The organism is Methylococcus sp. ANG, from assembly GCF_040730495.1.
In the GTDB taxonomy this organism is placed as follows: Bacteria; Pseudomonadota; Gammaproteobacteria; order Methylococcales; family Methylococcaceae; genus Methylococcus.
The window spans coordinates 1,707,998-1,721,040 of sequence record NZ_CP160399.1 but is presented as its reverse complement, the minus strand read 5'-3'; the positions used below and the strand labels follow the sequence as shown (position 1 = coordinate 1,721,040).

Sequence of the window (13,043 nt, the reverse complement as noted above, 5' to 3'; positions counted from 1 at the left end):
GAATCCGAACCCGTTTTCCGCGTATCACCATAATGTAAGCCATGATCATCTATCTGCACGGTTTTTGTTCGTCGCCTCGATCGGAGAAGGCGCGTCTCCTCGGACAGCGCATGGCCGAGCGCGCCATGTCGGACCGGTTCTGGTGCGAACAGCTTCCGGCCGGTCCGCGCCAGGCCATCGAGTTCGTCGAGGGAGTCCTGGCGAAGTGCCCGACGCCTCCCGCTCTCGTGGGAAGTTCGCTGGGCGGCTACTACGCCGCCTATCTGGCCGAGAAGCACGACCTGCGCGCGGTGCTGATCAATCCCGCCGCTTTCGCCTATCAAAGCCTGGCTCCGGCGGTGGGGCCGCAGCGGAATCTCTACACCGGCGAGCCTTTCGAGTTCACCGAATGGCACCTGGCCGAGCTGGCGGAGCTCGAGGTGCCGCGGCTCAGCCGGCCCGAGCGGTTCTGGCTGATGGTGGAAACCGGCGACGAAGTGCTCGATTACCGCGAAGCCGTCGAGAAATACGCGGGTGCCCGCCAGACCGTCATCGAGGGTGGGGACCACAGCTTCCGCCATTTTGCCGACTATCTGGACGCGATCATCGACTTCTCGCTCACGCCTTGAACTCCGCCTTGCCGGGCACCCGGTCGCGCCGACGGCGCCTACCTGGCCTGGGAACCCGCTTGCCCCTCCGCGGGTTCGCCCCGCAGCAGCGATTCGGCGGCGCGGGCTTGCCGATGCGCCTCGTCCCGGCTCCTTGCGAGCGACATGAAATGCACGCCGCTCCCGGTCTCCAGCCCGCCCGGCGTGAGGATGACGATACCCTCGTCGCCTCTGTCGCGGAAAGCGAGCGGCCCTAAGCGATCGAGCGCCGCCGGCAGGTCGCAAGGGGCGTTCCTCAAGTCGGTGCGTTGGATGATCAACAGTGCCCGCCGCTTCCAGTCGCCGAGCAGGCGGTTGGCCAGCGTCATCGGGATCGACGTTCCGCCCCAGCGTCCGTTGCATTCGATCCAGTGCGGCCGGGCCGTGGCCACGGTGTTGCCGGCTACCACGGCGTCGAAGCTGCAGCGCCCGAAGTAGCCCATCTGCTGGAACAGGCACGCGAGCTGCAGCGCCTCGCCGGCCAGGCGGAAGCGCAGGGCATCGGGCAGCTCGCACGGCATGGCGCCGACGAAAGTTCCTTCCTCGTCGCCTATGGCCTGGTCGAATACCCCTTCGACCACGGGGAGCGAATCGTCGCGGGAGGGAATCCATATCTGGACGGAAGGGCTGGCGAGGACCTTGCAATCCCAGGCCCCGACCAGCAGCGGAAAGCCGCCGCTCCAGCCGCGCCGGGCCAGCAGGCGCAACACCCGGCGGCTCAGCGCTTCAGGCGGCAGCCGCCGGATCAGCTCCGAAGGAAAAATCAGATTGCCGGCGCCGCCGGCGCTGTCCGGTATCTTGATCACGATCCGCTCGAAGCGCCGCGCGAGCGCCGCCAAGCGCCCGGAAAGACTGGCCGGCCCGAACGTGCAGTAGCTCGGCGGCAGCGCCTCGGGACCGAGCAGTTCCTTGACGCATTGGGCGAACCAGAGCTTGTCGTTCACCCGGTGCGTGAGAAGCGGCGGCGGCGCGGCAACCCGGACGCGGGCTCCCGTACGCTCCGCGATCAGGCCCGCGAACCGCCATGCCTGGCGGGTGCCGATGTAAGGGATCAGGTTCAACCGGCAGTGCTTCCGCGCCGTGTCGATGATGGGTTCCAGCGCGGCCGGAGTGGCGGCGCAACGTTCGGGGAGGGTGGCAAGGCCTAGGAGTCTGTCGGACTTTCCGGTTCTGGTTCGAACCGGATTGGAGGGGCGGAAGTCCGCTGTTTCCGTTAACATAGCGGCCTATTCCGGATAGATCGCGACAAGGTGAGACCCGATGAGCCGCTTCATCCCCGTCAATCGCCACCAGCAGTATCTGCTACCGCCCTCGGTTGACGAATGGCTGCCAGCCAACCACCTGGCACGGTTCCTCGTCGAGGTCATCGATCAGCTGGATTTAAGTCGACTGACGAGCCGCTACTCGGGGCGCGGGTCGGCGGCGCACCATCCGTCGGTACTACTGGCCCTGCTGGTTTATGGTTATGCCACCGGGGTGTTCTCCAGCCGCAAGATTGAGCGGGCCACCTACGATTCGGTGGCCTTCCGCTTTCTGTCGGCGGAAACCCATCCCGATCATGACACCCTGGCCCACTTTCGCAAGACCTTTCTGGGGGAGCTGGAGGACCTGTTCGTTCAGGTCTTGAGCCTGGCGCAGGCGATGAAGCTGGTGAGGCTCGGGCAGATTTCCCTGGACGGGACCAAGATTAAGGCCAACGCCTCCAAGCACAAGGCCTTGTCTCATGGCCACATCGAGAAGTTGGAAGCGCAGTTGCGGGAGGAGGTGCAGGCCTTGTTGCAGAAGGCGGCGGAGGCCGACGGGGCGGAGGAGCCGGACGGCATCGACCTGCCAGAGGAGTTGGCGCGGCGGCAGGATCGGCTGAAGGCCCTGGCGGAGGCGAAGGCCAAGATCGTGGAGCGGGTCGCGGAGCGCGATGCCCGGGCGCAGCAGGACTATGAAGCCAAGGTAGCCCGTCGCGAAGGCCAGCGGCAGGCGGGCAAGAAGCCACGTGGGCAGGAGCCGAAGCCGCCGGAAACCGGGCCGAAGGCCAGCGACCAGATCAATCTGACCGACGAGGAATCCCGCATCATGCCGAGCCACGCGGGTTTCCTCCAGGGCTATAACAGCCAGGCTGCGGTGGATGTGGAGACGATGTTGATCGTCGCCACCACCGTCAGTCAGCAGACCAACGACAAGCAGCAGGTCGAACCGATGCTGGCCGAGATCGAGAAGCTGCCGGAAGCCTGGGGGAAGCCCGAAGCCCTGCTGGCCGACACGGGCTACTTCAGCGCCGGCAACGTGCACGCCTGCTGCGAACAGCAGATCGAACCGCTGATCGCGATGGGACGGGACAGCCATCACGTGCCGCTGGCGGAACGCCTGGCTCCGGATGCCCCGGAACCGGAAACCACCGATCCCGTGGAGAAGATGGCCTGGAAACTCAAAACGAAGGCAGGGAAGGCCCGCTACGCCAAGCGCAAATCCACGGTGGAGCCGGTGTTCGGCATCATCAAACAGGTCTTGGGATTCCGCCAGTTCTCTCTGCGCGGCTTGGAGGCAGTGGCCGGAGAATGGAAGCTGGTGGCGATGGCGTTCAATCTGAGGCGGATGCACGTGTTGGCGGCAGCGTGACAGGCTTCACGTAAAAACCAAGCGTTACACACCAATAGCGCCGCCATGGGGGAGGCGGGGCACATCTTGGTCTAGTTATCGACGCGAAACGCTGGTGACTACCCCGCCAATGCCCCCGAAAAATTCTCGATTCCAAGAATCCCGACCCGAGTAAATCCATAGTCCGACAGACTCCTAGGGCCGATGACGAGGGAACGCCGAGCACGGTGACGCCGCCGAGTCCCAGCGTGTGGCGGCAATACGCCTCGAAGTCCTCGCTGCGCGGCCCGCTGATGAGGACCATGTCCCCGTCCCCCGCCAGCATCAGTATGCGGTATTGCAGTGCGAGATCTCCTCCTGGCTGGGAGTAGAGGGCGATCTCGGCGTGGTCTTCGAAAAACAGCGCGGGAGCGTCGTCGACGCCGGTGGAGACCTTGTCGCCGAACATCTGGGTCGAGGCCAGCATCGGCTCGTTGGCGAGCATGCGCTTGGCAATGGCTGCAATGCGCTTGCCCTGGGCGGCATCGAGGCCGACGCCGGGGAACTCGACGATCGGCAAGGACGGCCGCGTCGAAGCGGGGCAGGGGCACCTCGTCGTCGCGGCCATCGGGGCAAAGGCTCGGCTTCAGCCGGACGTAGGCAGGCCGGTCCAGCGCGGATGCTTTTCGCGCCAAACCGTCAACTGCCGGTACAGCGCGGCCTGCTTCGCCTCGGAAAGCCGCCCCATCGCCTGGAACATCTCCCCGCACTCGGCGATATGGGCTTCCATGGCCTGGGACAGCCCCATCAGCCTGCGGCGCTCGTCTTCCGGAAGCGGCGCCCCCGGATCGCGCTCCAGCAAGGCCCGGACGGCCGCGAGCCCCTTGCCGTGCTCCGAGTACATGCGGCGCACTTCCGGCGCGCCGAGCATCCGCGCCAAGGCGGGATAGAAGTGTTTTTCCTCGAACGCGATGTGAGCACCGGCAGCCGTGTCGATCCGCTCGGCGGCTTCGCGCGCGCCGGCGGCATCGTTGCCACGGAGGCACTGCGAAAGCTCGTGAAAGCCCCGTCCGAGCACGGCGTGGTCCTCGCGGAACGCGTCGAATAAGTTATGCTCTGGAGGCGACGGACGGTTTTCCATAGGATTTAGAACCTGTCTTGAAAAATCTATTCAAGCGAAGTTAATCGGTTGAAATCAGGAAAATTCTCCGCTCAGGTAGGGTGGATAAGCGAAGCGCATCCACCGCAACGCCGACTCGAAGAGCGGCGGAGCCGAATTTGGCGGATGCGCTTCGCTTATCCGCCCTACTATCCTCCATTTTCTTTTTCAAGGCAGACTCTTAGTCTACGTATCCGTTTCCAAGCAGGCAAACCGCAATATGTGCAGGCTGTACGGCTTCCGTGCCACCGAACCGACCAAGGTCGAATGCGCCCTGGTGCATGCCCAGAACGCGCTGATGGTCCAGAGCCGGCGTGACCGGGAGGGGCTGCGCCACGGCCACGGCTGGGGCGTGGCGACCTACCAGGACCGCCTCCCGCACGTGGAGCGGCAAGCCTGGGCGGCCTACCACAGCGAGCAGTTCCGACGCGCCGCGGCGAGCGTCCGCGCCTCCACCGTCATCGCCCATGTGCGCCACGCCACCGTCGGCCGGCCGCTGCTCGAGAACACCCATCCTTTCACGCACGGCTGCTGGACCTTCGCGCACAACGGGACCATCCCCCGGTTTTCCGAGATCAGAAACCCCATGCTCGAGGCGATGACGGCGGAGCACCGGGCGGCGATCGGCGGCTCCACCGACAGCGAGCACATCTTCCATCTCCTCCTCAGCATGTACGAGGCGGCACCGGCCCGCCCGCTGCTCGAGATCGTGCGCGACGGCGCTCGGCGGATCATGGCCTGGTGCGAGGAGTTCCCCTCCCACCGCGGGCTCGGACTCAACGTCCTGCTCACCGACGGACAACGGCTGGTCGGCACGCGCCTGGGCCGGACGCTCTACTACGTCGAACGCGAAGGCCTGCTCGACTGCGAAATCTGCGGTTTTCCCCACATCGACCACACGCCGGGAAATCCCTACTTCGCCGTGGTCGTCGCTTCCGAGCCGCTTTCGCACGAAGCCTGGAGGGAGATTCCAGAGGGTTCCGTGTATGAGATTACTCCCGATATGCGGGTGCATGTTGAGGATATTGTTGCCTTGGATTAATATGAAGAGAAATCCCAGCGTGGGGTAATGCCAATATTTCAGCTATTGGCAGATACGATCGAGAAGAACCAATATAGTAGGGTCTTGGCGGCGTTTGCTACTGCTGGTTTGCTGATTCGGGGTTGCAATCAGCTCGTGTATCCGTAGCCCCCGTGTTACTTGAATGGGACGCTTACTATTCTTCTGAGCGGGAAGATAAGCAGATCTATTCAATCACTTGTTAAGCCCATTGAATTTCCTATTCTTCGGAGAAGGATCGCATCATGAAACGTAGAATCCTTATGGCGCTCGTTATCGCCGCGGCCTCGAGCGCTGTGCTTACCGCATGTCCAGGCACGGGCACATCGAGTGTTCCAGGCCAGAAGTTGCTAGACCTGATCAACGACAAACGCGTCGCTCACGGCTGTGGGAAGGTGTCCGGCAACGATCAGCTCCGCGTGGCGGCGGACCGGCATGCAGTCGACATCCGTGACCACCCGCAACATTTCGGTCCACCAGGAACCAACCCGCCGTTGGCCGACATCCACACAGGCACCGACGGATCCAACGGCGGGTTGCGCATCGCCGCCGCAGGGTACGCCCCGGTCTCGCGCTGGGGTGAAATCATCTACTGGGCTCCCGGCCCGCCCGGCAACACTGAGCAGGCCACGATCGACTGGTGGATGAACAGCCAGGGTCACCGGGAACAGATCGAAAACTGCGACTACAAGGAAGCCGGTATCGGCCTACTCTATCCCGGCGGTACCCAGTGGATCGCAGTGGTGGATTTCGCCGTCCATTAGGGCCGTGGGTTGGGGTGAGGTACGAACCCCAACATTCTCGGACCGGGGGCATTATGTTTGGGGCCCTTCGTCACCCCAGCCTACGATTTTGTAACCTCAGCCAACAAACTGGCCTAACGAACCGTTCCAGCGCACCCGCGCCACGAAGCAACTTGGTGTTTTCTGGTTTTGCAGGGTGGCGCTGAACGTTGGCGTTGGGCACCAGAATGAACTCGCCGCTTGACCTTGATCCGCAGCTTCATTCAGCGCTCAAGTCAATCTATGAGGAAGTAATGTGGCTTTCGGCGCGCCCCAATGTCACGCCTGGGCGCGCTCGTGCTTGGTATACCCACATCATGGCCGAAGCAGTGAAACGCAAACTGCGGCGATTTTCTGGAAAAGTCTCCGAGAGTGCGGCCAAAGGAAGCGATAGTCCGCTAATGCTTGAGCATTTCAAACGCATTCAAACCACGCTTACCGCGCTTGTTGAGCATCACCGAGCTGAGCAACTGAACGACCCCGGTGCATTTATCAAAACACTCGTCGAGTTCGAGCATGTTCACATAGTCACTCGCGCCGAAAACTACGCCGCCATGCGCGGGAAAGGAAATTATCGTCAAGCCGGGATCGTTCTTCTTCCATGGAAAAAACTTCCTGAGAAGCGCCGCACCGAGTTGTGGCAGCAAATGCTTCGTGGAAAGGTTGCAAACGCCGATGCTTTCAAACCATAGAGCCCTCTGGTGCCCAACTCATCATTCCACCGGAACTGCGCGAAAAGCCGCGCAGGCCGGTGAATTCAAACGTCCTCTCGGAGAAATGTCTATGCGGTCCTGCATCACAGCTTTCATGTTCTTGGCGCTTTCAGCACCGACAAATGCTGCGTTGTTGTCATCCGATCCATCCCAGGTTTGCAATCACCTCAGCAGTATCGGCTTAGCTACGCGGGGATGGAAAAACCAATACGACAACGAGTTCGGCTGCTCCTCGCCCTACAAGGAGCTTGGCGCTGGCGCACGTTTAGCAAACAACCTTGCCTATTACGTCGAGGGTGGTCCTACCACGGTCAATAGAGCGAAGCTCGTCATAAATATCAACAATAAGAGCTCAGCGGCCTTCGCGCACAAAGAACTGTTGAAGGTGGCTGAAACATTGAGTTTCAAGATCACGGGCGTTGAACTTCCGAAAGAAATTGCCACCGCAATCTCAAACGGCACAAAGGCATCAAAAGTTGCCGGGCCCGCAACCATTGAAGTGATCCGCGTAGATTGGCCCACTGGCAAAGGTTATGAGATCAAGGTGCTCTTCAAGTAACGATGGCTACCGTCGCTTCCAACCAACGTCCCTGCCTCTGGGGCTGCGGTCCCCTACAGCAGGGCCACGTCTGAAGCGTGGTGTTAGGCTGTACTGTTGCTACCGATGAGCAAGTCGGAAACGCCCATGACTCGCTGGTACTGGCAACAAGTCGGGGGCACGCTCATTGAAGAATTTTGCGCCGTATCCGGTTCACGATCTTGGGGTACCCGTCTCCTCGACGGTGTTCTCATTAAGGGAGGCGAGCTTCGGATCGCCCGTCAGGCCGAGGTGGAGATCAAGGGTCAGGACATCGTCGTTACTCAGACCAAGATGGGTCGATGGGGAATGTACTTGATGGGGCAAGCGTTCTTCTCGGTCCAGCTCATGCAGCGATTCGAGCCGCGGTCTGTGAAGTCAGTGGCGCTCGTCGGGCGGGACGATGAGGTACTGCGTCCCCTGTTGGAGCAATATCCCGGTATGCACGTGGGTCGTGTGCCCTGCCGAGTTGATGAGGCCCACAAGCCGTTAGAGCGGACACGGGTTACGGAGCGGATTGGGAGACGCGAACCGCCGCGTTTCGGCCCGCGCGGCGGAACAGCAACGTTACGCCAGTTCTAGTGTCTAATTGCATTATTAAGCGACTGTAATATCATGTCTCCGTTACCCACAGGAACGGAGGGAAGGATGGCGCGAGTTGCCATATCGGTGAGTTGTACGGACCAAGACCGGCGTGAGTTGGAGCGTTTGAGCAATAGCCGCACCGAGGAGGCTCGTCTGGTCGAACGCACCAAGATTGTCATGGGCTGTCTGGCGGGCAAGCGCAATGACGAAATTGCTGCTGAACTCGGTATCCGGCCCGGCACGGTCGGTGTCTGGCGCAGGCGCTTTGCGGCTGAAGGATTGAAAGGGCTGGGTGATCGAAAAAGACCGGGCAAGCCTCCGCGGTACCCGCCGTCCGAGTTGCGCAATCGATTGCTTGCGCAGATTGAACAGCCGCCGCCGGCCGGACAGGCGACGTGGGATGGCGGGTCGTTGTCGAAAGCCTTGGGGGTTTCCGATGATGCCGTCTGGCGTCTGTTGCGCAAAGAAGGCATCCAACTCCAGCGGCATCGCTCGTGGTGCGTCAGCACGGACCCTCAGTTTGCCATCAAGTCGGCCGACATTATCGGGCTGTACCTGAATCCGCCGCAAAATGCGTTGGTCATTTCCGTTGATGAAAAGCCTTCCATTCAGGCGCTGGAAAGGGCCAGCGGTTTCGTCTTTACCAGCAGCGGCAAGCTGGTTCGTGGATTGAAAAGCACCTATAAGCGCCATGGCACGATCAATCTTTTTGCGGCCTTGAATGTGGCGACCGGTACCATTCAGTCCAAAACCACCACGACCAAGAAGCGTCCTGACTTTCAGGCCTTTCTCGATGAGGTGGTCGCCGATGTTCCGGCTGATCGGGAAATTCATGTGATTCTCGACAACTATTGCACTCACAAGAAGAACGATGACTGGTTGGCCGCCCATCCCAACGTGCACTTTCACTTCACGCCCACTTCAGCCAGTTGGTTGAACCAAGTGGAAATCTGGTTTGGCATCATGACCCGCAAGGCCTTACGTGGGGCCAGTTTCAACAGCATCGACCAACTGGCGCAGGCGATCAACGACTTCATCGCCGCCTACAACGACAAGGCCGCCCCATTCGTCTGGCGCAAGCGGGAAGTCAAAGGCTCCCAGCTGCGCAATACTATCGCTAATTTACGCAATTAAACACTAGTAACTCAATCCATTGCCCAGTTTCATCGCCGTCGGCACGGCAAAGGGGGTAAGACGGTCTTGGATGGTCCGATGCGGAGGAGACGAAGGTAGTTCGCTGAGCTACCCCGCAACAACCCCCTCTTCCCGCATCAAGTAATTGTTGAGCCAGAACCCGGCGAGTATGAGCGGTGCCATCAGCAGGCTGCCGATCATGACGAATAAGGTGCTGGCCGCGGCGATGACGGCCAGGGCAAAAGGTGCGACTTGCCGCCCCAGATTGCGCAAGAATCCGGACATGATGTCTTCCTCCACATAGTGCGTTGATAAATTCAACATTCCGAGCGCTCGTCCGGGACGCAGCGACGAGGTTGCTCGCTTACCGAATCTTTACACACGCCAGCGATCTTCCCAAGCTTTTCCGGCCTAGACTGGCCCCGTACATGCCGACGCATGTCCGCATTTCTTTTCAATTCACGAGGTCCGTCATGAAAACCGCGATCAAGATCCTTGCATTGGCCATCGCTCTAGCCGCCCAGCCCGCCTTCGCCGAGCGCGATCCCGGTGAACGCCTGGAACACATGAAAAAGGAGCTCAAGCTCAATCCCGAGCAGACCGAGCAGGTGCGCAAGATTCTGGAGGAATTCGAGCCGCAGCGGAAGGCGCTGCACGAGCAGAAGCGGGCGCTGCACGAACAGGTGCGCAGCCGCTTGAAGGCGGTCTTGAGCAAGGAGCAGGGGGAGAAATTGGATAAGATGGCGGAGGAACGCCGGGCGCGCCATCACCGGGGTTGGGAGACGGAGCCGGCCAAGTCTTCGTCTCCCTGATTTCTGTCAGGGCGGCGGTGTAGGATTGGCGCTCGATGTTGTGCTGACCGTCGTCTTCCCTCACCCCGGCCCTCTCCCACAGGGAGAGGGAGCTGCCCTTTCTCCCTATGGGACAAATCTGTCCGGAGCAGATTTGCATTTACCCGAAGGGTGCCGGGCAGGATAGCCCGGTATGACTAGGGTAGGGGATGAGGGTTTGCGGCCTTTCCCCTTCTCAATGGCGCCAGCTTCAAGATAGCCCTACTTCGAACCGGCTCTATGACCCGATTGCTGCTTATCGACGACGACACCGCGCTGTGCGAGCTGCTCAGCGAGTACCTCGCCCTGGAAGGCTATGCGGTGGAATCTGTGCACGACGGCGAGGCTGGTCTGGCGGCGGCGCTCAGCGGCCGGTACCGGCTGGCTCTGCTGGACGTGACTCTGCCGCGCCTCAACGGCTTCGAGGTGCTGAAGCGCATCCGGCAGGAATCGTCCCTGCCGGTGCTGATGCTCACCGCCCGCGGGGACGATTTCGACCGGGTCGTGGGCCTGGAAATCGGCGCGGACGATTACCTTCCCAAGCCGTTCAATCACCGTGAGCTGGTCGCGCGGATCAAGGCGATCCTGCGGCGTACCGATCCGGATTCGCGGCCGGCTTCGGGAACGAGAATTCTCGAAATCGACGACTTGTCGATCAATCCGGCGAACCGGGAAGTCCGGCGCGGCGGCGTGCCGGTGGAATTGACCGCCGCGGAGTTCCTGCTGCTCAAGACGCTGGCGGAGAATCCGGGCACGCTGGTCGGGCGCGACGAGCTGACGCGGATCGTGCTGCACCGGCGCCTGGCGCCTTTCGACCGCGCCATCGACATGCACGTGAGCAATCTGCGCCGCAAGCTGGGCGAGAAGCCGGACGGCAGCCCGCGGATCCGCACGGTGCGCGGCTCCGGCTATTTCTACATCGACACGCCATCGGGCCGTAACGATGTTCCGGCATAACCGGCTGTTCTGGAAAATCTTCTTCTGGTTCTGGCTGAGCATGGTCAGCGTCATGATGTCGCTGACGTTTGCGCTCTCCGTGCTGGTCGATCCGGCCGATATCCTGCCGGAACGCCAGGCGCTGTTCGGCGAGTTGGAGACGGTGGGGCGGGTGCTGGAGCGGTTGCCGGGGGACCGGTTCGAGGCGCTGGACACGCTGACCTCCTGGCATGCGTCCCGCGGTTTTCGCAATACCCTCCACGTTTTCGACGAGGCCGGCCGGGCGCTTGGGGTGCGCGAGCCTCCGGGGAGTCTGCGGGATTTCTTTCGGGAAACCCGCGACGCCACGGAATACCGCATCGCGGTCCGGGACGGGCAGGTCTTGCTGGGGCCGTACCGGCTCGAGCGCGAGGGTGCGGAATACCTGGCCTATCTGGTCAAGTCCAAGCCCACGCACATGCTGCACAAGCTGTGGCGGCTGATTTCACATGAGCCTTCGGTGTTTCTGGTGCTGCTGGCGGTGAGCGGCGCGCTGTGTTTCATCCTGACCGCTTATCTGGTGGCTCCGATCCGGGAGCTGCGGGCCGCGGTCCGGCGTATCAATGAAGGCCAACTGGACACGGCGGTTTCCGCCGTCGTGGTCTCCCGGCGGGACGAGATCGGCCAGTTGGGGCAGGATTTCAACCGGATGGCCGAGCGGCTGAACCGTCTGGTCAGTGCCCAGCAGCGGCTGCTGCGCGATGTGTCCCACGAGCTGCGCTCGCCTTTGACGCGGATGTCCATCGCCCTCGGGCTGGCGCGCCGGAAAGGGGCCGGCGGTGCGGAGGGCGAGCACGAGCGGATCGAACAGGAAATCTCGCGGCTCGATGGGCTGATCGGCCAGATTCTCCAGTGGTCGCGACTGAACGATGGCGCGGCAGGAGCGGGCGCCGGGCCGCTGGAATTGTCGGGGCTGCTCGCGCAGTTGGTGGACGATGCGGATTTCGAGGCGCGCGCCGCTGGTAAGCGGGTGCATCTGGCGCACAGTGAAACCTGCTGGATCGATGCCGCCGAGCCGGTGCTGGCCAGCGCGCTGGAAAACATCGTCCGCAACGGCATACGCCATGCGCCGGCAGCCGGGGAAGTGGAAGTGCGGCAGTGCGTGGCCGGAAGCCGCGCGGTGATCGAGGTGCGCGACCGCGGCCCCGGTGTCCCCGAGGAGCACCTGGCATCGATATTCGAGCCGTTCTTCCGGATTCCGGAAGCTTTGGAATCGGGACGGGCGCCGAACGGAAGCGGGCTGGGGCTGGCCATCGCCAGGCGGGCGGTCGAGATGTGCGGCGGTAGGGTCCGGGCGGAAAACTGCTCTCCGGGTTTGCGGGTCGTCGTGGAGCTGCCTTTGTCGGCTAAAGCATCCGCGCCATGACCAGTCCCGTAGGGCGGATGCCGGCAGGCGATCCGCCGCATCTGGCGGAACCCGAAAAGACGGTTCCGCCCTACCCGCTGGTCGGGCACCCTCGCTCCTCTCCTTCACCCCGGGCTCAGAGGGAGCGGCTAAAGCATCCGCGCCATGACCAGGGCGTCCTCGCGGCCGTTGCGCGCCGGGTAGTAACCCTTGCGGGTGCCGACTTCGTTGAAGTCGAGGCTGCGGTAGAGCTTGATGGCGTTGTGGTTGGTGGGGCGCACTTCCAGGAAGACGACTTCGGCGGCGCGCCTCCTGGCTTCCTCGATCAGGTGTTCGAGCATGACGCGGCCGTAGCCCTTGCCCTGGATGTGCGGGGCGACGCACAGGTTGAGGATGTGCGACTCGCCGGCGCCGGCCGAGACGATGCCGTAGCTGACGATCCGCCCGGCCTTTTCGCCGACGAAGCAGCCGTAGTTCACGTTGAGGCAGTCGCGGAAGGTCGGCGGCTCCCAGGGAAACTCGTAGGCGCTCTTCTCGATGGCGATGACGGTCCCGAGGTCGATCTTCTTCATCGGCCGCAGCAGATATTCCGCCTGTTCTGCCAGGCTGGGGTTGTGCTTGTAGTAGAACTCGGTTTCGGCGTCGTAGCTCATCCACTTCTTGATCTGGTCGAACAGGCTGGCCAT

At 62.2% G+C, this 13,043-nt stretch carries 15 protein-coding genes; 10 read left to right on the top strand and 5 right to left on the bottom strand.

Annotated features, from left to right (window positions below):
- Window positions 1-41: 41 nt before the first annotated feature.
- Window positions 42-608, top strand: coding sequence for a YqiA/YcfP family alpha/beta fold hydrolase (locus tag ABZN20_RS08130; protein WP_218807424.1), 567 nt, complete (start codon window positions 42-44; stop codon window positions 606-608).
- Window positions 609-646: 38 nt separating this feature from the next.
- Here ABZN20_RS08130 and ABZN20_RS08125 read toward each other — a convergent pair whose 3' ends face one another.
- Complete coding sequence (locus ABZN20_RS08125; protein ID WP_367027328.1) at window positions 647-1,846, bottom strand: hypothetical protein; 1,200 nt, start codon at window positions 1,844-1,846, stop codon at window positions 647-649.
- A 40-nt stretch (window positions 1,847-1,886) separates the two neighbouring features.
- Between ABZN20_RS08125 and ABZN20_RS08120 the strand changes: the two genes are divergently transcribed.
- Window positions 1,887-3,239 (top strand): IS1182 family transposase, encoded by a 1,353-nt coding sequence (locus ABZN20_RS08120; RefSeq protein ID WP_218806980.1) that lies wholly within the window; start codon window positions 1,887-1,889, stop codon window positions 3,237-3,239.
- Here ABZN20_RS08120 and ABZN20_RS08115 read toward each other — a convergent pair.
- Both ABZN20_RS08115 and ABZN20_RS08110 read right to left on the bottom strand, forming a co-directional pair.
- Complete coding sequence (locus ABZN20_RS08115) at window positions 3,202-3,777, bottom strand: hypothetical protein (RefSeq protein ID WP_367027327.1); 576 nt, start codon at window positions 3,775-3,777, stop codon at window positions 3,202-3,204. The genes ABZN20_RS08120 and ABZN20_RS08115 overlap by 38 nt on opposite strands.
- A gap of 66 nt (window positions 3,778-3,843) precedes the next feature.
- Window positions 3,844-4,338: a hemerythrin domain-containing protein gene (locus tag ABZN20_RS08110; protein ID WP_423246437.1), complete on the bottom strand. Its 495-nt coding sequence runs from the start codon at window positions 4,336-4,338 to the stop codon at window positions 3,844-3,846.
- Window positions 4,339-4,576: 238 nt separating this feature from the next.
- On the opposite strand from ABZN20_RS08110, the gene ABZN20_RS08105 reads away from it, so the two are divergent.
- From ABZN20_RS08105 to ABZN20_RS08085, 5 genes are all read left to right on the top strand, one after another.
- Window positions 4,577-5,398, top strand: a complete 822-nt coding sequence (locus ABZN20_RS08105; RefSeq protein ID WP_367027325.1) for a class II glutamine amidotransferase — start codon at window positions 4,577-4,579, stop codon at window positions 5,396-5,398.
- A 263-nt stretch (window positions 5,399-5,661) separates the two neighbouring features.
- Entirely contained in the window at window positions 5,662-6,180 is a 519-nt protein-coding gene (locus ABZN20_RS08100) for a CAP domain-containing protein (protein WP_367027324.1), read from the top strand.
- A 206-nt stretch (window positions 6,181-6,386) separates the two neighbouring features.
- Window positions 6,387-6,890: a hypothetical protein gene (locus ABZN20_RS08095; RefSeq protein ID WP_367027323.1), complete on the top strand. Its 504-nt coding sequence runs from the start codon at window positions 6,387-6,389 to the stop codon at window positions 6,888-6,890.
- Between the two features lie 91 nt (window positions 6,891-6,981).
- A complete protein-coding gene (locus ABZN20_RS08090) occupies window positions 6,982-7,470 on the top strand; it encodes a DUF6030 family protein (protein WP_367027322.1) in 489 nt (162 codons plus the stop codon).
- 666 nt (window positions 7,471-8,136) lie between these two features.
- Window positions 8,137-9,207, top strand: coding sequence for an IS630 family transposase (locus tag ABZN20_RS08085; RefSeq protein ID WP_367027321.1), 1,071 nt, complete (start codon window positions 8,137-8,139; stop codon window positions 9,205-9,207).
- A gap of 108 nt (window positions 9,208-9,315) precedes the next feature.
- On the opposite strand, the gene ABZN20_RS08080 is transcribed toward ABZN20_RS08085, so the two are convergent.
- Window positions 9,316-9,531 carry a hypothetical protein gene (locus ABZN20_RS08080; RefSeq protein ID WP_367027320.1) on the bottom strand — a complete coding sequence of 72 codons (216 nt, stop codon included), beginning with the start codon at window positions 9,529-9,531 and terminating at the stop codon, window positions 9,316-9,318.
- Between the two features lie 149 nt (window positions 9,532-9,680).
- Here ABZN20_RS08080 and ABZN20_RS08075 point away from each other — a divergent pair, with 149 nt between their 5' ends.
- The 3 genes from ABZN20_RS08075 to ABZN20_RS08065 all read left to right on the top strand — a co-directional run bounded on the left by ABZN20_RS08075 (window position 9,681) and on the right by ABZN20_RS08065 (window position 12,378).
- On the top strand, window positions 9,681-10,019 hold the full coding sequence (locus ABZN20_RS08075) for a Spy/CpxP family protein refolding chaperone (protein WP_367027319.1): 339 nt from the start codon (window positions 9,681-9,683) through the stop codon (window positions 10,017-10,019).
- Between the two features lie 258 nt (window positions 10,020-10,277).
- Complete coding sequence (locus tag ABZN20_RS08070; protein WP_367027318.1) at window positions 10,278-10,994, top strand: response regulator; 717 nt, start codon at window positions 10,278-10,280, stop codon at window positions 10,992-10,994.
- The gene (locus tag ABZN20_RS08065) at window positions 10,981-12,378 is read left to right on the top strand and encodes an ATP-binding protein (protein ID WP_367027316.1); all 1,398 of its coding nucleotides are present in this window, start codon (window positions 10,981-10,983) and stop codon (window positions 12,376-12,378) included. The genes ABZN20_RS08070 and ABZN20_RS08065 overlap by 14 nt, the downstream gene beginning before the upstream one ends.
- Window positions 12,379-12,506: 128 nt before the next feature.
- Here the strand turns inward: ABZN20_RS08065 and rimI are convergent, their stop codons facing one another.
- Window positions 12,507-13,043, bottom strand: a complete 537-nt coding sequence (rimI, locus tag ABZN20_RS08060; RefSeq protein WP_218807416.1) for a ribosomal protein S18-alanine N-acetyltransferase — start codon at window positions 13,041-13,043, stop codon at window positions 12,507-12,509.

Bases quoted from the DNA above. Each gene is read 5' to 3' on its own strand.
- ABZN20_RS08125 (WP_367027328.1), bottom strand. From the start codon at position 1,846: ATGTTAACGGAAACAGCGGACTTCCGCCCCTCCAATCCGGTTCGAACC.
- ABZN20_RS08065 (WP_367027316.1), top strand. From the start codon at position 10,981: ATGTTCCGGCATAACCGGCTGTTCTGGAAAATCTTCTTCTGGTTCTGG.
- ABZN20_RS08090 (WP_367027322.1), top strand. From the start codon at position 6,982: ATGCGGTCCTGCATCACAGCTTTCATGTTCTTGGCGCTTTCAGCACCG.
- ABZN20_RS08130 (WP_218807424.1), top strand. From the start codon at position 42: ATGATCATCTATCTGCACGGTTTTTGTTCGTCGCCTCGATCGGAGAAG.
- rimI (WP_218807416.1), bottom strand. From the start codon at position 13,043: ATGGCCAGCCTGTTCGACCAGATCAAGAAGTGGATGAGCTACGACGCC.
- ABZN20_RS08100 (WP_367027324.1), top strand. From the start codon at position 5,662: ATGAAACGTAGAATCCTTATGGCGCTCGTTATCGCCGCGGCCTCGAGC.
- ABZN20_RS08120 (WP_218806980.1), top strand. From the start codon at position 1,887: ATGAGCCGCTTCATCCCCGTCAATCGCCACCAGCAGTATCTGCTACCG.
- ABZN20_RS08110 (WP_423246437.1), bottom strand. From the start codon at position 4,338: ATGGAAAACCGTCCGTCGCCTCCAGAGCATAACTTATTCGACGCGTTC.
- ABZN20_RS08070 (WP_367027318.1), top strand. From the start codon at position 10,278: ATGACCCGATTGCTGCTTATCGACGACGACACCGCGCTGTGCGAGCTG.
- ABZN20_RS08085 (WP_367027321.1), top strand. From the start codon at position 8,137: ATGGCGCGAGTTGCCATATCGGTGAGTTGTACGGACCAAGACCGGCGT.
- ABZN20_RS08080 (WP_367027320.1), bottom strand. From the start codon at position 9,531: ATGTTGAATTTATCAACGCACTATGTGGAGGAAGACATCATGTCCGGA.
- ABZN20_RS08105 (WP_367027325.1), top strand. From the start codon at position 4,577: ATGTGCAGGCTGTACGGCTTCCGTGCCACCGAACCGACCAAGGTCGAA.
- ABZN20_RS08075 (WP_367027319.1), top strand. From the start codon at position 9,681: ATGAAAACCGCGATCAAGATCCTTGCATTGGCCATCGCTCTAGCCGCC.
- ABZN20_RS08095 (WP_367027323.1), top strand. From the start codon at position 6,387: ATGAACTCGCCGCTTGACCTTGATCCGCAGCTTCATTCAGCGCTCAAG.